Source organism: Xanthomonas sp. CPBF 426, from assembly GCF_903989465.1.
In the GTDB taxonomy this organism is placed as follows: Bacteria; Pseudomonadota; Gammaproteobacteria; order Xanthomonadales; family Xanthomonadaceae; genus Xanthomonas; species Xanthomonas euroxanthea.
Map to the genome: position 1 here is coordinate 1212828 of NZ_LR861805.1, position 18512 is coordinate 1231339.

22 protein-coding genes, 4 tRNA genes and 1 other RNA gene are annotated in these 18512 nt (G+C 64.4%); 19 read left to right on the plus strand and 8 right to left on the minus strand.

Annotation, left to right across the window (positions count from 1 at the left end):
* The first annotated feature begins 168 nt into the window (after positions 1–168).
* The 5 genes from H7A87_RS05175 to H7A87_RS05195 all read left to right on the plus strand — a co-directional run bounded on the left by H7A87_RS05175 (position 169) and on the right by H7A87_RS05195 (position 2940).
* Positions 169–441 (plus strand): HU family DNA-binding protein, encoded by a 273-nt coding sequence (locus H7A87_RS05175; protein ID WP_024938423.1) that lies wholly within the window; start codon positions 169–171, stop codon positions 439–441.
* 11 nt (positions 442–452) lie between these two features.
* Positions 453–527, plus strand: a tRNA-Val gene (locus H7A87_RS05180).
* A 28-nt stretch (positions 528–555) separates the two neighbouring features.
* Positions 556–632, plus strand: a tRNA-Asp gene (locus H7A87_RS05185).
* A gap of 95 nt (positions 633–727) precedes the next feature.
* Positions 728–804: transfer RNA gene (locus tag H7A87_RS05190), tRNA-Asp, on the plus strand.
* 165 nt (positions 805–969) lie between these two features.
* Positions 970–2940, plus strand: coding sequence for a peptidyl-prolyl cis-trans isomerase (locus H7A87_RS05195; protein WP_119129716.1), 1971 nt, complete (start codon positions 970–972; stop codon positions 2938–2940).
* A 264-nt stretch (positions 2941–3204) separates the two neighbouring features.
* Here the strand turns inward: H7A87_RS05195 and H7A87_RS05200 are convergent, their stop codons facing one another.
* Together H7A87_RS05200 and gloB are read right to left on the minus strand one after the other, a co-directional pair.
* The gene (locus tag H7A87_RS05200) at positions 3205–4389 is read right to left on the minus strand and encodes a lytic transglycosylase domain-containing protein (RefSeq protein ID WP_119129717.1); all 1185 of its coding nucleotides are present in this window, start codon (positions 4387–4389) and stop codon (positions 3205–3207) included.
* Complete coding sequence (gloB, locus tag H7A87_RS05205) at positions 4386–5153, minus strand: hydroxyacylglutathione hydrolase (protein WP_119129718.1); 768 nt, start codon at positions 5151–5153, stop codon at positions 4386–4388. The genes H7A87_RS05200 and gloB overlap by 4 nt, the downstream gene beginning before the upstream one ends.
* Before the next feature lie 12 nt (positions 5154–5165).
* Between gloB and H7A87_RS05210 the strand changes: the two genes are divergently transcribed.
* From H7A87_RS05210 to dnaQ, 3 genes are read left to right on the plus strand one after another with little or no spacing between them, the layout of a single operon-like run.
* Positions 5166–5822 (plus strand): hypothetical protein, encoded by a 657-nt coding sequence (locus H7A87_RS05210; protein ID WP_104582311.1) that lies wholly within the window; start codon positions 5166–5168, stop codon positions 5820–5822.
* Between the two features lie 31 nt (positions 5823–5853).
* A complete protein-coding gene (gene rnhA, locus H7A87_RS05215) occupies positions 5854–6306 on the plus strand; it encodes a ribonuclease HI (RefSeq protein WP_104649525.1) in 453 nt (150 codons plus the stop codon).
* A gap of 12 nt (positions 6307–6318) precedes the next feature.
* Positions 6319–7053 (plus strand): DNA polymerase III subunit epsilon, encoded by a 735-nt coding sequence (dnaQ, locus tag H7A87_RS05220; RefSeq protein WP_104649526.1) that lies wholly within the window; start codon positions 6319–6321, stop codon positions 7051–7053.
* Between the two features lie 600 nt (positions 7054–7653).
* Here the strand turns inward: dnaQ and H7A87_RS05225 are convergent.
* Positions 7654–8358: a PP2C family serine/threonine-protein phosphatase gene (locus tag H7A87_RS05225; RefSeq protein WP_104649527.1), complete on the minus strand. Its 705-nt coding sequence runs from the start codon at positions 8356–8358 to the stop codon at positions 7654–7656.
* Between the two features lie 198 nt (positions 8359–8556).
* Here H7A87_RS05225 and H7A87_RS05230 point away from each other — a divergent pair.
* A tRNA-Ser gene (locus H7A87_RS05230) sits at positions 8557–8647 on the plus strand.
* Between the two features lie 256 nt (positions 8648–8903).
* On the plus strand, positions 8904–9308 hold the full coding sequence (locus H7A87_RS05235; protein WP_104582314.1) for a DUF6165 family protein: 405 nt from the start codon (positions 8904–8906) through the stop codon (positions 9306–9308).
* A 235-nt stretch (positions 9309–9543) separates the two neighbouring features.
* On the opposite strand, the gene H7A87_RS05240 is transcribed toward H7A87_RS05235, so the two are convergent.
* Positions 9544–10593, minus strand: a complete 1050-nt coding sequence (locus H7A87_RS05240) for a glycosyltransferase family 9 protein (protein ID WP_104649529.1) — start codon at positions 10591–10593, stop codon at positions 9544–9546.
* A 20-nt stretch (positions 10594–10613) separates the two neighbouring features.
* Here H7A87_RS05240 and H7A87_RS05245 point away from each other — a divergent pair, with 20 nt between their 5' ends.
* From H7A87_RS05245 to H7A87_RS05270, 6 genes are all read left to right on the plus strand, one after another.
* Positions 10614–11363: a 3-deoxy-D-manno-octulosonic acid kinase gene (locus tag H7A87_RS05245; protein ID WP_104582316.1), complete on the plus strand. Its 750-nt coding sequence runs from the start codon at positions 10614–10616 to the stop codon at positions 11361–11363.
* The gene (locus H7A87_RS05250) at positions 11363–12112 is read left to right on the plus strand and encodes an MBL fold metallo-hydrolase (RefSeq protein ID WP_119129750.1); all 750 of its coding nucleotides are present in this window, start codon (positions 11363–11365) and stop codon (positions 12110–12112) included. The genes H7A87_RS05245 and H7A87_RS05250 overlap by 1 nt, the downstream gene beginning before the upstream one ends.
* Positions 12112–13143, plus strand: coding sequence for a GTP 3',8-cyclase MoaA (gene moaA, locus H7A87_RS05255; protein ID WP_119129751.1), 1032 nt, complete (start codon positions 12112–12114; stop codon positions 13141–13143). Before H7A87_RS05250 ends, moaA begins: the two co-directional genes overlap by 1 nt.
* Before the next feature lie 75 nt (positions 13144–13218).
* A complete protein-coding gene (gene moaC / locus H7A87_RS05260; protein ID WP_104649532.1) occupies positions 13219–13716 on the plus strand; it encodes a cyclic pyranopterin monophosphate synthase MoaC in 498 nt (165 codons plus the stop codon).
* Positions 13713–13958, plus strand: coding sequence for a MoaD/ThiS family protein (locus H7A87_RS05265; RefSeq protein ID WP_104582320.1), 246 nt, complete (start codon positions 13713–13715; stop codon positions 13956–13958). The genes moaC and H7A87_RS05265 overlap by 4 nt, the downstream gene beginning before the upstream one ends.
* A complete protein-coding gene (locus H7A87_RS05270; protein ID WP_164740268.1) occupies positions 13955–14404 on the plus strand; it encodes a molybdenum cofactor biosynthesis protein MoaE in 450 nt (149 codons plus the stop codon). The genes H7A87_RS05265 and H7A87_RS05270 overlap by 4 nt, the downstream gene beginning before the upstream one ends.
* A 48-nt stretch (positions 14405–14452) precedes the next feature.
* Here the strand turns inward: H7A87_RS05270 and ffs are convergent.
* Positions 14453–14549: signal recognition particle sRNA small type (gene ffs / locus H7A87_RS05275), an RNA gene on the minus strand.
* Between the two features lie 887 nt (positions 14550–15436).
* Between ffs and H7A87_RS05280 the strand changes: the two genes are divergently transcribed.
* Together H7A87_RS05280 and H7A87_RS05285 are read left to right on the plus strand one after the other, a co-directional pair.
* Entirely contained in the window at positions 15437–15736 is a 300-nt protein-coding gene (locus H7A87_RS05280) for a hypothetical protein (RefSeq protein ID WP_147421124.1), read from the plus strand.
* 209 nt (positions 15737–15945) lie between these two features.
* Complete coding sequence (locus H7A87_RS05285) at positions 15946–16242, plus strand: hypothetical protein (RefSeq protein ID WP_147421125.1); 297 nt, start codon at positions 15946–15948, stop codon at positions 16240–16242.
* Positions 16243–16580: 338 nt separating this feature from the next.
* Here the strand turns inward: H7A87_RS05285 and H7A87_RS05290 are convergent, their stop codons facing one another.
* From H7A87_RS05290 to H7A87_RS05300, 3 genes are read right to left on the minus strand one after another with little or no spacing between them, the layout of a single operon-like run.
* Positions 16581–16961, minus strand: coding sequence for a hypothetical protein (locus H7A87_RS05290; protein WP_180496892.1), 381 nt, complete (start codon positions 16959–16961; stop codon positions 16581–16583).
* Complete coding sequence (locus tag H7A87_RS05295; protein WP_119129754.1) at positions 16958–17272, minus strand: hypothetical protein; 315 nt, start codon at positions 17270–17272, stop codon at positions 16958–16960. Before H7A87_RS05295 ends, H7A87_RS05290 begins: the two co-directional genes overlap by 4 nt.
* Positions 17273–17314: 42 nt before the next feature.
* Complete coding sequence (locus H7A87_RS05300; protein ID WP_180496893.1) at positions 17315–18076, minus strand: hypothetical protein; 762 nt, start codon at positions 18074–18076, stop codon at positions 17315–17317.
* A 161-nt stretch (positions 18077–18237) separates the two neighbouring features.
* Between H7A87_RS05300 and H7A87_RS05305 the strand changes: the two genes are divergently transcribed.
* Positions 18238–18507: a helix-turn-helix transcriptional regulator gene (locus tag H7A87_RS05305; RefSeq protein WP_232087966.1), complete on the plus strand. Its 270-nt coding sequence runs from the start codon at positions 18238–18240 to the stop codon at positions 18505–18507.
* Positions 18508–18512: the final 5 nt, after the last annotated feature.

Here is an 18512-nt window from a genome sequence, read left to right on the forward strand (position 1 = left end):
TATTGGGTTTTGGCTTGCGTGCGGTTGGGGGCGCTGGTATAAATGCACGACTCGTGGGCGCGGCAAATTGTGATGCGTCACGCGATACCACTTGTGTCGGGTTCTTCGCTAACGGCAAGAGCGCCGATTGTCGATTCCGCGGCATCTGCCGCAAAGGGAGTTTCAAGAATGAATAAAACCGAATTGATCGATGGCGTTGCCGCTGCCGCTGACATCTCCAAGGCTGAGGCCGGCCGTGCTGTTGACGCGGTTGTGAGCGAAATCACCAAGGCGCTGAAGAAGGGCGATGCCGTCACCCTCGTTGGCTTTGGCACCTTCCAGGTCCGCGCGCGCGCTGAGCGTACCGGCCGCAATCCGAAGACCGGCGACAGCATCAAGATCGCTGCTTCGAAGAATCCTGCGTTCAAGGCTGGCAAAGCCCTGAAGGATGCAGTAAACTAATCGACTCGCTAGGGTGCTTAGCTCAGCGGTAGAGCGTCTCCCTTACACGGAGAGGGTCGGGGGTTCGAAACCCTCAGCACCCACCATTAAGCACCAGGCAACTGTTTCAAGCGCGGAGCGGTAGTTCAGCTGGTTAGAATGCTGGCCTGTCACGCCGGAGGTCGCGGGTTCGAGTCCCGTCCGCTCCGCCAGTTACACCGAAGCCCCTGAGCGATTGGGGGCTTCGTCTTCTTCACCGCATTCGCAATGCGGTTGCGGTGAAGAAGCAGAAGTCCAAGTTTAAAGCGGAGCGGTAGTTCAGCTGGTTAGAATGCTGGCCTGTCACGCCGGAGGTCGCGGGTTCGAGTCCCGTCCGCTCCGCCAGTTATACAAGGCCCCCGGCGTCATGCCGGGGGCTTTTTTTTTGCGGCCATGGCGGTCATTACGCATCGAAAGCCATGCCGAACCCGGTGCAGTGCGGGATTGGGCTGGGTGCCCGGCGTCAGGCGCGTTACACTGCGCGGCTCGCCCACAGGCCGTGATTTGCCAATGCTGCAGAAACTTCGCGACAAGACGTCAGGCTGGATCGCTACCGCCATCCTGGGGTTGCTGATGATTCCGTTCCTGTTCGTCATCGACAACAGCTACCTCGGCGGCATTGGCGCCAATAACGTGGCCAAGGTACAGGCACCACCGACATGGTGGAAATCGGCACCGTCCTGGTGGCCGGTGTCGCTGCTGTGGCAGCACCATGAAATCAGTACGCAGGATTTCCGCGCACGCTTCGAGCAGGCGCGCATGCAGGAGCGGCAGCGCCAGGGCGAGAAATTCGATCCGCGCACGTTCGAATCCCGCGAGAACAAGTTGCAGGTGCTCGACCAGCTGGTCGACGAGCAAGTCGTGCGTCTGGGCGCCGAAGATGCCGGCATCGTGATCGGCGATGCGACGGTACGCGATTACATCGCCGGCATTCAGGCGTTCCAGGTCGATGGCAAGTTCAGCCCCGACCAGTACCGCGCGGCCCTTGCGCAAGGCACGCCGCCGCGCACGCCGGCGCAGTTCGACGCACTGGTGCGCGACAGCTTGCAGCAGTCGGTGATTCCGCAGGCGATTGCCGAGTCGGGCTTTGCGACCAAGGCCGAGTTCGAGCGCCTGCTCAAGCTCATGGGCGAAACGCGTGACGTGCAACTGGCGATGCTGCCGCCGCCGGCCACCGATACCGCCCCGGTCAGTGATGCGCAGATCAAGCAGTGGTACGACGGGCATGCCCAGGATTTCCGTCAGCCGGAGACGGTGACGATCGAGTATGTCGAGCTCGATGCCGCCAAGTTGCCGCCGGCAACTGCCGCCGACGAGGCGACGCTGCGCAAGCGCTACGACGAAGAGAAGGCACGCTTTGTGGAGCCGGATCAGCGTCTGGCATCGCACATCCTGATCAGCGCCGGCAGCGATCCCGCCGCGCAGAAGGCCGCTGAGGAAAAGGCGGCCAAGTTGGCCGCACAAGCCAAGCAGCCGGGTGCCGATTTCGCCGCGTTGGCCAAGGCCAATTCGCAGGACCCCGGTTCCAAGGGTGCCGGTGGCGACCTGGGATGGGTCGAGAAGGGCACGATGGTCAAGCCGTTCGAAGATGCCTTGTTCGCGATGAAGGCTGGCGAGGTGGTCGGCCCGATCAAGAGCGAGTTCGGCTACCACGTGATCCAGCTGCGCGAGGTCAAGGGCGGCCAGGGCAAGTCGTTCGAGCAGGTGCGCGACCAGCTCGCCGCCGAGCAGCTCAAGGCCGATGCCGACAAGGCGTTTGCGGATGTGAGCGGCAAGCTGGTGGATCAGGTCTACAAGAATCCCACCGCGCTGGAGCCTGCAGCCAAGCAGGTCGGTCTGCCGGTGCAGACGCTGGGCCCGTTCTCGCGCGCCGATGCCAGTGGTATCGCTGCCAACCCGGCGGTGCTGCGCGCGGCATTTTCCGAGACACTGGTACAGGACGGCACGGTGAGTGATCCGATCACCATCGCGCCAAACCACAGCGTGGTGTTGCGCGTGACCAACCACACCGCCGAGGCGGCCTTGCCGCTGGACAAGGTGCGCGACAAGGTGATCGCGGCGGTCCATGCGGACCGCACCAAAAAGGCGGCCGCGGCGGCTGCCGATGCCTTGCTGGCACGGGTGCAGAAAGGCGAGACCCTGCAGGCGCTGGCCGCGAGCGAAAAGTTGCAGGTGCAGCCGATCCCGGGCTTGCCGCGCACTGCGCCGATTCCGACGCCGGCGGCAAACCGCGCAATCTTCAGCGCGCCGCGTCCGAGCGAAGGCAAGCCGTCGGTGGGCAAGGTGGAACTGGATGGCGGGCGCTTTGCGGTCTTCGTCATCAGCAAGGCGACTCCGGGCGATCTGAAGCAGATGCCGGCCGAGCAGCAGACCATGCTGCGCGAGCAGCTGAGCCAGATCGACGGCAACAACGCGGCGCAGGCCTACGTCAAGGAAATGCGCAAGCGCTACAAGATCCAGATCGAAGAGGCGCAGCTGTAACAGCTGCTCTTGGACTGGTGGAGAAAGAGCCCGGGTGACCGGGCTTTTTCTTTGGCCGATGCCGCAGGTCGCTGCCCGCTTTCCATGCGGGGGGGGGGCGTCATCCGGCTGCCGGCGTGACTGCGCGCCCGGGGTCGCATGGAGCGGGGCGGCGGGGGCATGGTGGCAACCGAGCTCAGGTTCTGCGCAGCGTTACCGGTTGGCTGCATGTCTGCCGGACGTGCGTACTGGCCAGTCGGGACCGCGGGAGGCAGGCCGCTCGCGTCAGCGTGCGTCGTCGAACGACAACACCATGCCGGGCTTCAGCACGGCGCGCTTGTCCAGGCCATTGCTGGTGAGCAAGGTGGTGACGGTGACGCCGTAGCGACGCGCGATGGCCCAGGCGGATTCGCCATTGCGCACCGTATGCGTGGTGCGCGCTTGCGGCCTGGATGCCTTCGTCGCTGCGGTGGCAACGACCGTGGGAGCGTCAGCGCTCTGGTCGGCAAGGCTATCCGTTTCGGCGGATGCGACCACAGTGCCTGTCGCGCCCGGCTGTGCGGGTGCGATCGGGGCGAGCACGTGCACGCCGCGCGGTGCGGCGCGCGCGCTGGCCAGCGCCGGATTCAGGCGGGCCAGCAGTTGCGGCTCGATGGCACGTTGTCCCGCAAAGGCGTTGAGGCTGGTGCCGGCCGGCAACGCGTGTTCGGTGAGTACCGGCACCGGACGGTCGAGCGAGCTCAGCAGATTGCCTTGCTGCTGTGCATGGTCGAGCACACAGGCGAGTGCGTGCAGCTTTTCCACATATTCATAGGTGACCTTGGACATGCCGGGCAACTCGGACGGGCGGGCATTCTGCGCGTTCATGCCGGCACTGCGCATGGCCTGCAGCACGCGATACTCGCCGGCGTTGTAGGCCATCAGGGCCAGGCGCCAATCGCCACCGAACATGCCATACAGCGTCTTGAGATAGCGCACCGCCGCCGTGGTGGAATCCACTGCCGAGAGGCGACCGTCGTACTGCGCGCCGACCGGGACATGGTGGTTGCGGGCAGTGGTGGCGATGAACTGCCAGAGGCCGGCGGGGCCGCTGCCGTTGCGCGCTCCCGGGCGATAACCGCTTTCGACGAATGGAATCAGCGCAAATTCGGTCGGCATGTCTGCTTCGCGCAGTTCATCGACCACGTAGCCGAACAGCGGCAACACGTCCTGCGCGTCGTCGGCCAGACGGGCCGGTGCACGCGAGAAGTGTTGTTCCCAGCGCGTATCGCTATGCGCGCTGTCGCAGCCAGGGTCGGCGCGGCCGTCCAGAAACGAGGAAAAAATTTCCCTGCCATTGCGCACCTCGGGTGCGACGGTCTGGGTGATCGAGCTCTGTGCGGGGGTGAGGCGGCTTGCGTCGTTGGACGATGCGGCTGCAGGTGCTGTGACCGCCGATGCGGCCAGCACTGCCAGAAGCAGGCGCCTCATGCGCGAAATTCGTCTTTCCAGCGCCGAAGTTCGGCGAAAACGTCAACTTCAGAGGAAAGTGCGCCGGCTGCACGCGATGCTACTGCGGCACGGATTTCAGGACTGTTGGTGCGTAGGAAAGGATTGGTGGCCAGTTCACTCTTGAGCGAAATCGGCAGGGTAGGACGGGCTGCTTGACGCATGGCCTGGGCTTCCTGTTGACGGCGCTGCAAGGCAGCGTTGGTGGGATCGACGTGCAGCGCAAAGGTCGCGTTGGCCAACGTGTATTCGTGGCCGCAACACACAAGCGTTTCGCCGGGCAGGGAGGCCAGGCGCTGTAACGCGTCGAACATCTGAGGAGCGGTACCTTCGAACATCCGCCCACAGCCTAGGCTGAACAGGGTATCACCGCTGAACAGATGGCGGTCGGTGACGAAGGCGATGTGGCTGCGGGTATGGCCCGGCACGTCCAGCACATCGAAATGGGTGCCAAGCAGGCTCAAGCGCTCGCCCTGGCCCACGCGGTGGGCGTCTGCGGGAATGCGTTCGTCGGCCGGGCCGTACAGCGCAAGGTCCGGCCAACGCTGCTGCAGCGCTGCCACGCCGCCGATATGGTCGGCATGATGGTGGGTCAACAGGACCGCGCTGGGACGGAAGCCTTCGCGCTCTGCGGCGGCGAACACCGGCTCGGCCTGGCCGGGATCGACGATGACCGCGCGGCCATCGGTGGCGACCAGCGCCCAGATGTAGTTGTCGTCGAATGCGGGCAGGGCGGTCAGTCGCATAGAATTGGGACCATGCCTGTCACGCCATTCTCCCGTCAAGCTGGCGTCTCATCCTGGTTTGAAACAGGTGCAGGGCGCAGCCTGCTCCAGCTGGAGCGCCGATTGGCGCTTGCAGCGCTGCAGACGCGCCCGTCGCAGCCCTGGCTGTGGCTGACGCCGACTACCGAGTTGCCGCCGCGCGAGGTCCTGCAGGGACGCGGGCTGCGGCTGTCTCGCAGCGCTGGCCGCTTTGTCGGCGACGCATGTTGCGCCATGCCGTTTCCGTTGCCGACCGAAAGCCTGCAGGCCATCGTGGTGCAGCATGCGGTGGTGGGCGGCGCGGCGGACTTCCTGGCCGAATGCGAGCGGTTGCTGATGCCGGGCGGGCGGCTATGGCTGTTCGCGCTCAATCCGCTGAGCCCGTACCGCTTTCGCTGGGCGCGGCGTGGTCCGGTGGCGCTGCGGCCGGATCGCTGGCGGTTGCTGGCGCAGCGTGCGGGCTTGCAATGCGTGCAGACCGAGCGCTATCTGGGACCGATCTGGCGCACCGGGCGTGGCGCGGCCGACATCGATGGCGCACCCTGGCGCGCGGTGTATCTGCTCGAAGTGGAAAAGCGCGCCGCAGCGTCGATCGGGCCGACCCCGATCGCGATGCCCTCGCGCTGGCCGCAGCCCGTGGCCACGATCTGACTACCGACCACTTTCCAAACACCAGAACCTGATGAAATCCATTGAAGTGCATACCGACGGCTCCTGCCTCGGCAATCCCGGGCCGGGCGGTTGGGCGGCCTTGTTGCGTTACAACGGCCGCGAGAAGGAACTGTCCGGCGGCGAAGCTACCTCCACCAACAACCGCATGGAATTGATGGCGGCGATCATGGCGCTGGAGACGCTCACCGAGCCGTGCCAGATCGTGCTGCATACCGACTCGCAATACGTGCGCCAGGGCATTACCGAGTGGATGGCCGGCTGGGTGCGCCGCGGCTGGAAGACGGCCGGCGGCGACCCGGTCAAGAACCGTGAACTGTGGGAGCGGCTGCATGCGGCCACGCAACGTCACCGCATCGATTGGCGTTGGGTGAAAGGCCACAATGGCGACCCGGACAACGAGCGCGTCGACGTGCTCGCCCGCAATCAGGCCATCGCCCAGCGCGGTGGCAGCGCAACCGCGTAAGCAAGAGGATTCATGCGTCAGATCATTCTCGATACCGAAACCACCGGCCTGGAGTGGCGCAAGGGCAACCGCGTCGTCGAAATCGGTGCGGTGGAGCTGCTGGAGCGACGCCCGAGCGGCAACAATTTCCATCGCTACCTGAAGCCCGATTGCGACTTCGAACCCGGTGCGCAGGAAGTGACCGGATTGACCCTGGAGTTCCTGGCCGACAAGCCGCTGTTTGCCGATGTGGTCGAGGAGTTCCTGGCCTACATCGACGGCGCGGAGCTGATCATCCACAACGCCGCGTTCGATCTGGGATTCCTGGACAACGAGCTGTCGCTGCTGGGCGACAACTACGGCCGTATCGTCGATCGCACCACTGTGGTGGATACCTTGATGATGGCGCGCGAGCGCTATCCGGGGCAGCGCAACTCGCTGGATGCCTTGTGCAAGCGCCTGGGCGTGGACAACTCGCATCGCCAGTTGCATGGCGCCTTGCTCGATGCGCAGATCCTGGCCGATGTGTATATCGCACTGACCTCGGGCCAGGAAGAAATCGGCTTTGCCAGTGCCGATACCGGCCAGCGCAGCGAGCACGGCGAGGGCATGATCACCTTCGATCCGGCGCTGCTGTTGCCGCGCGCACGGGTGGTGGTAACCGCCTCGGAGTCGCAGGCGCACGAGGCGCGCCTGGCGTATCTGCGCAAGAAGGCTGGGCGCGCGTTGTGGGATGCGCCGGTCGAAGAGGTGGCTGCTGCCGGGTAGTGCGGCTTTCGGCAACTGGTGTCCTGCTGTCGCGCGACGGGCGATGTGGTGGGAGTGCAGTGCGCAGTTGGTGCCCGGCGAGGCCGCGAAATACGCGCCCGGAATGGCTACCGCGCGGGTTTGATGTCCGTGCCTGGCTCTGCCAACGAAGCTGATGTCTCTCTGGTCTAGTGCGGAGCGGGATGATGTTGCTCTTCGCTGCAGGCCGGTGATCTGCGGCTTTGCCGAGGGGCCCTTGCCCGCCCACCATCGCGGGACACGCCGTGAATCCATCCATGGAGGCTCTTACGCGGCATCCATGCCGCGTAAGGTCCCGCGACGGTGGGCAGGCAAGGACCTGTCGAGATGGTCGGTGTGCAGGGTATTCGACTAGGCAGCCCACTCATGCTCTGGTGCAGTGCTCTCGGCGGTCCCGGGACCCTTGGCGGCATGAATGCCGCCAGGGAGTTTTTAGGATTAGATCCACGGCGTGGCCCGCAGGCGGTGAGGACGTCGCGCCCTCGACCGACCAGGCGTTTGTTTGCCTCCAACCAAAATGCGGCCAACAACACCCTTGCGCTCACCGCCAGCCGGGTGCTCGCTACGCTTCGTTGGCCGCGTTTAGTAGCTGCGCACCAATATCGCGGTGATGTTGTCCGAGCCGCCGCCATCGAGCGCGGCGGCGACCAGGCACTCGACACACTCCTGGGCGCTGCAATCGGCCTGCGACAGGGTTGTGGCGATCGCGGCGTCGTCCACTTCTTCGGTGAGGCCGTCGCTGCACAGCAGCAGCTGCATGCCGGATTTGAGTTCGCCCTGCATGGTGGCGACATTGAGGTGGACCGGATCGGTGACGCCCAGCGCCTGGGTCACCACGTTGCGATGCGGATGTGCACGCGCCTGCTCGCTGGTCAGGGTGCCCTGGGCGATGAGTTCCTGCACATAGCTATGGTCCTGGCTCAGTTGCGCCAGCCGCCCGTCGCGCCACAGGTACGCACGGCTGTCGCCGACCCAGGCCACTTCGAAGCGCTGGCCGAGTACGCGCGCAGCGACGACCGTGGTGCCCATCGGCAAGGTGTCGTTGCAGCGGCGCGAGGTCTTGATGATCTCTTCGTCGGCGATGCGTACCGCCTGCGCCAGCGGGGTGCCGGCGCGCACCTCGCGCACGATGGTTTCGCGCGCCAGCGCGCTGGCCACTTCGCCGCAGGCGTGCCCGCCCATGCCGTCGGCCACCAGCCACAGCCCCAATTCGCTGTCGCCGTAGTACGTGTCCTCATTGAGGTCACGGCGCAGGCCGACATGGGTAAGGTGTCCGAATTCGAGCATGGGGGCGGGTCGCCAAAGAGAGGAGGTGCGTGACCATCATCGCGGGGCGGCCGGCCAGCAGCAACACGCCGATCGCCGATGCCGCAGGCCGGGTTCACGCCCGGAGCCGCGATCGTGCCGGCGATGCCGGCCCGGGCCGCTTGTGGCCTGGCGCCCGTGCCCGTATGATGCACGGCCCCGGGACACTGGGGACCATCTGGAGAGGTGGCAGAGCGGTTGAATGTACCTGACTCGAAATCAGGCAGGCGTTTATAGCGCCTCGGGGGTTCGAATCCCCCCCTCTCCGCCAGATTGAGGCGAGCAGTTGTGCCAGTGCCGCGTGCGTTTCGCCGGCGTCATTGGGGGGTGAGAAGCCCCGGGTTCGACAGACAGCATCGCTGTCTGCACGGCGAAGCCGCCCGCAGGGCGAAGGCACGCAGTGCCGAGTGAATCCCCCCCTCTCCGCCAGATTCGCATCAGCCCCCGCAAGGGGGCTTTTGTTTATGTGTCGCCGCCGCCCGTTGCTGCGCTGGCTACAATCGCCCGATATCCGTTGGAGGCCTGTCATGTCCGAGATCCTGGTACCCGTGTCCTTTGGCGAACTGCTCGACAAGATCGCGATCCTGCAGATCAAGTCCGAGCGCATGCGCGACCCCGCCAAGCTGGCCAATGTGCGCAGCGAGCTGTCCGCGCTGGAGACCAGCTGGATGGCGCATCCGGCCGCCGGCCACGACATCGTGCGCCTGCGCGCCGCGCTCAAGGCCGTCAACGAGCGGCTATGGGTGATCGAGGACGACATCCGGCTCAAGGAGCAGGCGCAGAGCTTCGACGACGGCTTCGTACAGCTGGCGCGCAGCGTCTATATCGAAAACGACGAGCGCGCGCGCATCAAGAAAGAGATCAACCTGGCGCTGGGTTCGTCGTACGTGGAAGAGAAGTCGTACCAGGACTATCGCGCCACCGGTGCCTGATGGCCGCTGATCGCAGGCCTGCGTGACCGGAGGCATGACGGCGGCCGGTCCGCGAGAGGTACACCCTGGCGTGTCGCCAGGTGTACGTCATCGGGTACCGCAGTGGTTGGCTGCCGCGCGCGTGCCGGGTCGGGGTTTCGCCGTTGTTTCCCGGCTGTTCCGGGCAAACGGGCCGCAGCGCGGACCGTCCGGCACCGATTGGCTAGCCGTTACAGCGACGGTCCGCCGCCGGTCTTCAGCGCGGATGATCACCACGATAACGCTCGAATGCGGCGATCGCATCGTCCACGGTGATCAGGGCCATTACCTCGTCGAACTCGATCTTGGTGCCCCATTTCAGCTGGTCGGCCGGCTTGCCCAGGTACTTGCGGGCGGCCGCGTCGTACCGGTCCACGCAATAGCGCACGTCCGAATACGGGCCGCTGCGCAGTGGATTGCTGGCCGCATGCAGGCCCAGCACCTTGGTGCCCATCGCGTTTGCGATGTGCATCGGCCCGGAATCGGGGGTGACCACCAGATCGGCGCGGGCGAGCAGGGCGGGGAGTTGCTTGAGCGTGTCCTTGCCGACCAGGTCCAGCACCGGCGCGCGCGTGGCCGCGACGATGGCATCGGCGGTGCTGCGTTCCAGCTCACTGCGGCCACCGCACAGCACGACCCGCCAGCCCTGGGCTGCTGCATGGTCGGCCAGCGCGGCATGCCGGTCGGGATACCAGTTGCGGCGTGCGTGGCTGGAGCACGGCGAAATCATCAGCACCGGGCGGCCGTCGTCGTCCCATTGTGCGCGTGCCCAGTGATGGGCCTCGTCGGGAACCGGCAGATCCCAGCGCACCTGGCGCTGGGTCAGGCCGAGCGGCTGGGCGAAGCTGCCGATGGCGTCGAGCACGTGGATGCCGGGGCGGTCGGCGATGCGCTCGTTGACGAACAGGCCGTGCAGGTCCTTGGAACGGCTGCGGTCATAGCCGATCCGTCGTTGCGCCGGCACGAAGGCCGACAGCACGTTGGCGCGGAAGGCCACCTGCATCTGCAGCAGCGCATCGAAGCGGCCCAATGGCGCCAGCGACTGGCGTAGCGCGCGCATGCCGGCCACGCCGGTGCGCTTGTCGTAGGCGTGGAACTGCACGCCGGGCAGGCCGTCGAGCAATTTCAACCCGGCCTTGTCGATGATCCAATGCAGCTGGCTTGCCGGAAATCCCGCCTGCAAGGTGCGCACCAGCGGCACCACATGGGTGACGTCACCCAGGGCGGACAGGCGCAGCAGGCATAACGAAGCGGGCGTAGAAGCCATGGTGTTGTTAGACTCGATGGATGGTTGCTTTCGACGCCACTGAAGCGCTGACGCCGTACCGCGAAGGCCGCGGCTATGGCGCCATTCTGTTCGACCGCGAACGGCTGCGGCAAGCCGATGCCGGGCTGTTTTCGCCGCAACGCTGGGGTGACAGGGCACGGCCGGTCGACGAAGGCGGGCGGGGTGGGGCCTGGTTCGTGGATGCGCCGTTCGGTCGTAGCGTGTTGCGGCAGTACCTGCGCGGCGGCATGGCCGCGCGCGTGAGTCGCGATCACTATCTGTGGAAGGGAGCGGGACGCACGCGCAGCTTTGCCGAATTCCGGCTGATGCGCGAACTGGTCCAGCGCAAGTTGCCGGTGCCGCGTCCGTTGGCGGCCTGCTACCTGCGCGAAGGGCTGAGCTATCGCGCTGCCTTGTTGATGGAACGCCTGGAGAACGTACGTTCGCTTGCTGATCACGCGCAGGTGGCCGGGCGCGGTGCGCCGTGGGAAGAGACCGGGCGGCTGATTGCGCGCTTTCATCGTGCCGGCCTGGATCATGCCGACCTCAACGCGCACAACATCCTGTTCGATGCCGGCGGGCATGGCTGGCTGATCGATTTCGACCGTGGTGTGTTGCGGATTCCGGCCACGCGCTGGCGCGAACGCAATCTCAAGCGCCTGCACCGCTCGCTGCTGAAGTTGCGCGGCAGCCGCAGCCGCGAAGAGGTCGACAAGGATTACGAGCGCCTGCATCGCGCTTACGAACTGGCCTGGGGCCGGGGCTACTGATGAACTGGGCGTTGCGTGTGCAGGGGGTCGGCAATGCGTCGGCGGTCGCGCTTGGTTCGCCGATGGCCACCATCGAGCGCGCCGGCGCGCCGTGGCTGACCATCGACTGCGGCAGCGAAGGGCTCACCGCTTATCAGGCCCATTATGGTCAGCTGCCGCAGGCGGTGTTCATCACTCACGTGCATCTGGACCACGTGAGCGGGCTGGAACGGCTGTTCGTGGACAGCTATTTCTCCGGACGCCGCGGGCGCACACGCCTGTACGTGCCGGCGCCGGTGGTGCCGTTGCTGCAGCGGCGGATCGCCGACTACCCGAACGTGCTGGCCGAGGGCGGTGCGAACTTCTGGGACGCGTTCCAGCTGGTACCGGTCGGCGAGGCGTTCTGGCACGACGGGGTGCGGCTGGAGGTGTTCCCGGCGCGCCACCATTGGCCGGAGACCGCCTACGGGCTGCGGCTGAAAGGGGCCCTGGTCTGGAGCGGCGACACCCGGCCGATCCCGGAGATCCTGGCCCGCTACGCCGATGACAGCGAGCTCATCGCGCATGACTGCGGCGTTCACGGCAACCCGTCGCATACTGGGGTGGACGATTTGGAGCGGGAATACCCGCAGGACCTGTTGAGCCGCATGCTGCTGTACCACTACGCCAGCGACGCCGACGGCGACGTGCTGCGCGCACGCGGCCATCGCGTGGCCGTGCCCGGCCAACATCTGCCGCTGGCGGAGCCGACTGCCGCCATGGTGCCCTGATGGCGGCCTTGCTGTTGCCGAACCTGACCGCCGCGCCGATGCAGGACCGCTACGGCAGGCCACTGCGCGATCTGCGCCTGTCGGTCATCGAGGCGTGCAACTTCCGTTGCGGCTACTGCATGCCGGCCGACCGCGTGCCCGACGATTACGGCTTCGATGCGCAGCAGCGCCTGAGTTTTGACCAGCTGGAAACGCTGGTGCGTGCCTTCGTCGCGGTCGGGGTCACCAAGGTGCGCCTGACCGGCGGCGAGCCGCTGTTGCGTCGCGATCTGCCCAGCCTGATTGCGCGCCTGACCACCATCGAGGGCATCGAGGATCTGGCGCTCACCACCAATGGCACCTTGCTCGCGCGGCAGGCGGTGGCGCTGCGCCAGGCCGGGTTGCGCCGCATCACCGTGAGCATGGACGCCCTGGAGCCGGAGCTGTTCAGGCGCATGAGTGGCAACCGCGGCGAGATTGCGCAGGTGCTGGCCGGCATCGCCGCCGCCGAGCAGGCCGGCTTTCAGCGCCTGAAGATCAACTGCGTGGTGCAGCGCGGCATCAACGAAGATCAGGTGCTGCCCCTGGTGGAGCACTTCCGTGGCAGCGGCCACGTGCTGCGCTTCATCGAGTTCATGGATGTGGGCAGCTGCAATGGCTGGACGGCCGATGCGGTGGTGACCTCTGCGCAACTGCACGCGCGTATCCACGCGCGTTGGCCGCTGGTGCCGCTGGATGCCAATTACACCGGCGAAGTGGCGCAGCGGCATGCATTTGCCGATGGCGCGGGCGAGGTGGGTTTTGTCAGTTCGGTCAGCGTGCCGTTCTGCGGCGATTGCCAGCGCGCACGCGTGTCGGCCGACGGGCAGTTGTACACCTGCCTGTTCGCCAGCCAGGGCCATGACCTCAAGCCGGCCCTGGCCGAGGGCGAGCATGGACTGTCCGAGCATCTGCGTGCGCGCTGGAGCGTGCGTGGCGATCGCTACAGCGAAGTGCGTGCATCGACGCCACGGCGCGGCAAGCCGGTCGAAATGTTTTTGATCGGCGGGTAGGGAATGCGGTTCCATCGAGGCGCCGCGTTCACCGAGAATGCCGCATCCTGAGCGCCTGTCATCGTGTCGTTTCCCATGCCCGCAAACTCCCGTTCCGCACGCCTGACCCACCTGGACGCTTCCGGACTGCCCACGATGGTGGATGTCTCGGACAAGGCGGTCACCGCGCGCAGCGCCACCGCCCAGAGCCGGGTGCGTTTTCCGGCCGCTGTCGCCGCGCAGCTGCGCGCCAATGGCTTGCGCAGCGCCAAGGGCGGCATCGTGGAAACGGCGGTGATCGCCGGCACCATGGCGGTCAAGCGCACCCACGAGTTGATTCCGTTCTGCCATCCATTGCCGATCGATGCGTGCCGCTTCGAGATCGACTGGGCGGGCGAGCAGGTGCTGGACATCCATTGCACGGTGCGTTGCGTGCATCGCACCGGCGTGGAAATGGAAGCGCTCACCGGTGCCAGCGTGGCAGCCTTGACGGTCTATGACATGTGCAAGGCGTTGTCGCACAGCATGAGCATCGGCCCGACCAAGTTGGTGTCCAAGCGCGGCGGCAAGCGCGATATCGGAGCAAGACAATGAGCGCCACGGTGACGGTGCTGTATTTCGCCAGCCTGCGTGAGGCGGCGGGCATTGCCAGCGAGCAGGTGCAATCAGCGGCGCAGGACCTGCGCGCGCTGTATGCCGAACTCGAGACGCGTCACGGCCTGCGCTGGACGCCGGCGCAGCTGCGCGTGGCGGTGGATGGCGCATTCGCGCGCTGGGAGGATGGCGTGCGCGATGGCAGTGAAATCGTGTTTATTCCGCCAGTGTCGGGAGGTTGAGCATGAGCCAGCAGACAACCGCCCTCTTCGCGCTGTCCGATGTGCCATTGCCGGTCGACAGCTTGCGCGCCGCGCTGGAGCACCCGCACGCCGGCGCGTTTGCCAGTTTCGAAGGCTGGGTACGCAATCACAATGAAGGCCGCAGCGTGGCCGGGCTGCGCTACGAAGCCTATGCCGCACTTGCCCAGGCCGAAGGCCAGCGCGTGCTCGACGAGGCGATGCACCGGTTTGCCATCGTCAATGCCTACTGCGTGCACCGCGTGGGCGAGCTGCGCATCGGCGACATGGCGGTGTGGGTCGGAGTCAGCGCGGCGCATCGCGGCGCCGCATTCGATGCCTGCCGCTTCATCATCGACGAGGTCAAGGCGCGCGTGCCGATCTGGAAGCACGAGCATTATCTTGAAGGCGACGCGGGCTGGCTGCATCCGGAATCGCAGGCGCAGTAGACGCTCGCAACTCAAGCGCTGCGGGGAATCCAGGGAGTTGGGGTGGTGTCCCCGCCGGTTGACCTCGGCGCCCGCATCAATCGATACCGTTGCTGCCTTCCGGCCCTGGCGGGATTTTCGATCTAGCGTCGCGAGGGACCGACGGGGCCACCATAAGACGTGGGCCACTGGCGCGGCCCTGGATCCATGCAAGCGCGTTACAGGATCATGAAACTGGCGGAGAGAGGGGGAGGTACTGATCCCGATCCAACTTCCTGACTCTCCTACAGCCACGCAAACCAGGAGGGTGTCCTGCTTTGTGGTCTGCCATTGTAGCGGGTTGTTCATGCCCGTTGCTAGCCTCAGTGATCGGCTCCCCGTTGGCCGCGGGAGGGGCGCGGAGGTGGTGATACCCGAATCCGCGGGAGGGGCGCGGAGGTGGTGATACCCGAATCCGCATCATTAATCCGCATCATTGGTTGAAGATGGGACGGACTCCAAGATCAATCACCACTCATGCCCGTAAACAGGGGGGTATCCCCGAAGCCTTTCAATCAGTTGCCTTACGGCACCAAGAGGAAGTAGCGTCTAGGCGGTCATCGAGGCCGAGCTCCTTCCCTACTTGGAGGAATCTCAGGTAAAGCGGCTGTTTCCAGGCCTACCCAACTCAACGGGGCTGGGTTGCCGGGCTCGGCGAAGCGGGAGTGTCGGCTTCCGCGAAGAACCCCTCACTGGGACGGGACTGGGCAGACGGTCTTGTAGAACTTCTACATCGATCGCACTAGCTTGTCCGATAAAGCGGAGACGCTTGCTAAGTTCGGTCCGCCGGTCGGGCACTTTGCTTACATTCAGGTCAGCTCGCAAAAAACGGTAGAAGAGGACGCCGGCGAGAAGGCGCTACTAATCTAGCGTTCTGGATTGCTGCAAAAATCAATCACGGAGGCGCTCTGCCTTCTAGCGGCATTGGTCTTTGTGATGGGTTCGGCTATCACATCAAAGGTCTCACACGTCACTGCTGTTGCAAGATTTATCAATCTGTGGTAATTGTTCTTCATGGCCGACCTTATTATCCACTCCGAATCCGAAGACCGCAAAGTCCTCGATAGCCTTATAAAGGCAATGAGGATCCCTAATACTGTGTTGTCTTACGACATCAAGGTTGGAGATGACTCGAGCGGGGATTCTTCGTTGTTTGTCAAACTGAAGGTGAACGAAAAGTCCGTAGCTTCTAGTTCAAAGAGATTTAAGGAGTTGAGAAGCTTCGCTGACGAGGTGCAGAAGGTTGCGCTGAGCCAGGGCGTTTCCCGCTGGCCTTATGTCGAGTTAGTCAGTGGGATGGGTAAAAAGCGTTAATGGCGCTCCCTCAAGACCTCCTGCGTCAAGCAAGGCATTTGGCGACGAAAGAAAAGAGAAGGCCGCAACAGGCTAGCCTTAGGCGAGCGATTTCAACTGCCTACTACGCCCTATTTCATCTTTTGTCGTCAGAGGCCGCAAGCCTTGTAAGCCCCGCCCAGCCCGCGGGGATAGGACGACATATCCAAAGGGCACTCACTCATGGCGACATGAAAAATGCGGCCAAGGGTATTTCTCAGCCTAACTTAGGCAGGCCATATTCAGCGTTGATATCAACAGCAGTCCTGCCTGAACTGGCTGACGTGGCGCGTCATTTTGTCACTCTTCAAGAAGAGCGGCATGCTGCTGATTACGACATAAATAGAATATTTGACAGATTACATGCGTTAGCTCAAGTCAGTTTGGCGGAAGCTGCTTTTAAAAAGTGGGCTTCTGTTCGGGGAAAGCCCCAAGCCAATGTCTTTCTAATGATGTTATTTTTTGGAAAAGCGCTTTCAGCCAGATAGCGGTGGCAAGGTAAAGTAAGCGAGTGTTATCACGCTCCCTGACTCCATAAGTAAAGCGTCCGCCCGAGGATGGATGGGCCTGATTATCACAGCAGTCAGCTGGCCCTTAAAGACATCATCTATATCTTAAAGACCCGCATACCTTGGATGAGTTGGCTCCCATGAATCGCTTACTTGAAGCCTACTTCACCACCAAGCCGCCAGGGAAGTAATGGGCCCAGGCCTCTCTCAGGTCTACGGCACTTTCGTCACGCCAACGGCTTCGTCGATGAGGCTTTGCTGCAGCGCTTTGGGCGCCGTCGTAGGGCACCCTTCGCTTCCCCAGTGAGTGCTTGGGTCTAGCGCGTCAGTTGAAGCCACAGCACAAGCAGCACCATGGGGAGTCCGCTGAGCATCGAGCTGACCCAGAAAGCCCCCATGACCGTTAATGGGGTCATGACCCACCACTGTGCAGCGGTAAACCCTTGGTCGCGCCGCCGAGCCGCGTAGGCCTCCTGCGGGTAGAGCCGCTCCGCCTTCCGCAGTCCCCTCCGAGCCATCAACGGCCCGACGATGAAGCCGAACGGGCCCAGGAAGAGCAGGCTGAGCGAAAACCACCGGAAGAAGCGCGTGTGCGGCGTCAGGACTTTCTTGGGAGCGGCGCGCAATGCGCCGTCCCCACCAAGCCCACCCACGGTGCCAGCGGGCGTTCCTGCCATCGAATCGGGTTGGGTCTTCATTTGGCGTAGGCCCTCCACGTGCCGTCGCTCTTGGCGTAGCGCAGGTTTTTGCTCACGGGAATCGGCACCTGCCGGCCTCCGATGTCGATCGCCACCTTGCCACTCGTGTCGCAGCGGTAGCCCTCGGCTCCTTCGGCTTCAACGCAGCCGGTAAGTTCGAAGTTCTGGACGTCGGCGACCTGGCCAGCGCCACTCTGTTGAAGCAGCCTGACGAACGCTTCCTTGGCGTTGTCAGACGAGGGCTTGCCACTACAGGCAGTGAGGCCCAAGGCCATAGTCAGAGCGATCAGGCCAATCCTTGCGTGTTTCATGTCTGTCCTTTGATAGCGAGAGGGAGTGGGGGGAGGGCAGGGTTACTTGTCGCGGTTGCCGTCGGGCTTGAACCCTGCGATCCACATCCGGCTGTCCTTGAACGGGGTCAGCATTCCGGAGGGGCCCGGGTGCAGGTCCGCGGTCTGAATAAAGCCGGCCACCCAAGCGATGCGCAGCGACATGTCCACAGCCCGGTCAGCGACGCCAGGGCGGGTCACGTTGACCACGAACGGCTGTGCAGGCGGGTTGGGGCCAGTGGACCGCTGAGCGCCGGTGTTGGGCTTGCTGGGCGGCACGCGGATGCCGCTGAGCGAGTCCCGGCCTTTCCACAGGGCTGCGCTGTTGAGCTCCGCCGTTTCGCCCAGGTCGTCGGTTTCCACCACTGCAGCATCGAAACAGGTGCGGAAGGTTTCGACGCTGGAGGCGGTTGGACTGGTCCAGATGCGGGCTTCCGCGGTCCAGCAGGGCAGGGATGCACCCCACTCGGTAAAGGTCAACGCGACTCGGGGCCAGTCCAGGCGCCCCGCCTGGGCAGCCTGGTGGTTGTCGCCCTTGAAGAGGTTGGGCAGTTTTCCGGCGCCACTGATGGGCGCGTAAATCGAGCCAGTTCCCTGGCTGCCGGCTTTGCTGCCCGAGTTCGGATTGATGCCGACCATCTGCTTGCCCGAGTCGGCCAAGCTCTTTCCGAGCTGGCGGAAGAAGCCGGGCTTGGGGGCAGAGCCGTCCTGGGCGTGGGCGGAGATAGGAGCAACCAACATCATTGCCAGGAGCGCAGCGAACGCTCCTTGTCTTGAAAGTTCCATATGGCCTCGGGTGGGTGCAGTTCTATCTGCCATATTGGCAGATAAGTGCGCTAGGATGCTACTCGGTGCAGACTTGGGGGTCAGCTATCAGTTAGATCTCCATGCCCGCATCCCTGCCCACAAGTTCTGTCTTTGGTCGTCGCTTGCGCGCGGCCCGGCGCGTGGCGGGCCTGTCGCAAGTCGAACTAGGAGCGATGCTGGGGATGAACGAGAAAGCTGCCTCGTCACGTCTCTCCCGTTACGAGCGAGGAGACCGAGAGCCCGACCACGAGACCCTGGCTGCCTTGAGCGATGTCTTGGGGGTTCCGGAGGCCTACTTCCACGCCGGATCTGATGTCCTGGCCGAAGTCATCCTCTTGGTTGCTCGGCTGCCCGAGGAGCGGCAACAAGCAGTGCTAGACCTCGTCAAGAGCCATCTCACTTCGGATTAGCTTGG

What these genes read in the sequence shown, in the direction of transcription:
- H7A87_RS05210 (WP_104582311.1), top strand. Translation starts at nt 5,166, where the DNA reads ATGCCTGTCACGCCATTCTCCCGTCAAGCTGGCGTCTCATCCTGGTTT.
- H7A87_RS05280 (WP_147421124.1), top strand. Translation starts at nt 15,437, where the DNA reads ATGGCCGACCTTATTATCCACTCCGAATCCGAAGACCGCAAAGTCCTC.
- gloB (WP_119129718.1), bottom strand. Translation starts at nt 5,153, where the DNA reads ATGCGACTGACCGCCCTGCCCGCATTCGACGACAACTACATCTGGGCG.
- H7A87_RS05265 (WP_104582320.1), top strand. Translation starts at nt 13,713, where the DNA reads ATGAGCGCCACGGTGACGGTGCTGTATTTCGCCAGCCTGCGTGAGGCG.
- H7A87_RS05175 (WP_024938423.1), top strand. Translation starts at nt 169, where the DNA reads ATGAATAAAACCGAATTGATCGATGGCGTTGCCGCTGCCGCTGACATC.
- dnaQ (WP_104649526.1), top strand. Translation starts at nt 6,319, where the DNA reads ATGCGTCAGATCATTCTCGATACCGAAACCACCGGCCTGGAGTGGCGC.
- moaA (WP_119129751.1), top strand. Translation starts at nt 12,112, where the DNA reads ATGGCGGCCTTGCTGTTGCCGAACCTGACCGCCGCGCCGATGCAGGAC.
- H7A87_RS05225 (WP_104649527.1), bottom strand. Translation starts at nt 8,358, where the DNA reads ATGCTCGAATTCGGACACCTTACCCATGTCGGCCTGCGCCGTGACCTC.
- H7A87_RS05285 (WP_147421125.1), top strand. Translation starts at nt 15,946, where the DNA reads ATGAAAAATGCGGCCAAGGGTATTTCTCAGCCTAACTTAGGCAGGCCA.
- H7A87_RS05200 (WP_119129717.1), bottom strand. Translation starts at nt 4,389, where the DNA reads ATGAGGCGCCTGCTTCTGGCAGTGCTGGCCGCATCGGCGGTCACAGCA.
- moaC (WP_104649532.1), top strand. Translation starts at nt 13,219, where the DNA reads ATGCCCGCAAACTCCCGTTCCGCACGCCTGACCCACCTGGACGCTTCC.
- H7A87_RS05290 (WP_180496892.1), bottom strand. Translation starts at nt 16,961, where the DNA reads ATGAAGACCCAACCCGATTCGATGGCAGGAACGCCCGCTGGCACCGTG.
- H7A87_RS05245 (WP_104582316.1), top strand. Translation starts at nt 10,614, where the DNA reads ATGGTTGCTTTCGACGCCACTGAAGCGCTGACGCCGTACCGCGAAGGC.
- rnhA (WP_104649525.1), top strand. Translation starts at nt 5,854, where the DNA reads ATGAAATCCATTGAAGTGCATACCGACGGCTCCTGCCTCGGCAATCCC.
- H7A87_RS05240 (WP_104649529.1), bottom strand. Translation starts at nt 10,593, where the DNA reads ATGGCTTCTACGCCCGCTTCGTTATGCCTGCTGCGCCTGTCCGCCCTG.
- H7A87_RS05250 (WP_119129750.1), top strand. Translation starts at nt 11,363, where the DNA reads ATGAACTGGGCGTTGCGTGTGCAGGGGGTCGGCAATGCGTCGGCGGTC.
- H7A87_RS05235 (WP_104582314.1), top strand. Translation starts at nt 8,904, where the DNA reads ATGTCCGAGATCCTGGTACCCGTGTCCTTTGGCGAACTGCTCGACAAG.
- H7A87_RS05295 (WP_119129754.1), bottom strand. Translation starts at nt 17,272, where the DNA reads ATGAAACACGCAAGGATTGGCCTGATCGCTCTGACTATGGCCTTGGGC.
- H7A87_RS05195 (WP_119129716.1), top strand. Translation starts at nt 970, where the DNA reads ATGCTGCAGAAACTTCGCGACAAGACGTCAGGCTGGATCGCTACCGCC.
- H7A87_RS05300 (WP_180496893.1), bottom strand. Translation starts at nt 18,076, where the DNA reads ATGGAACTTTCAAGACAAGGAGCGTTCGCTGCGCTCCTGGCAATGATG.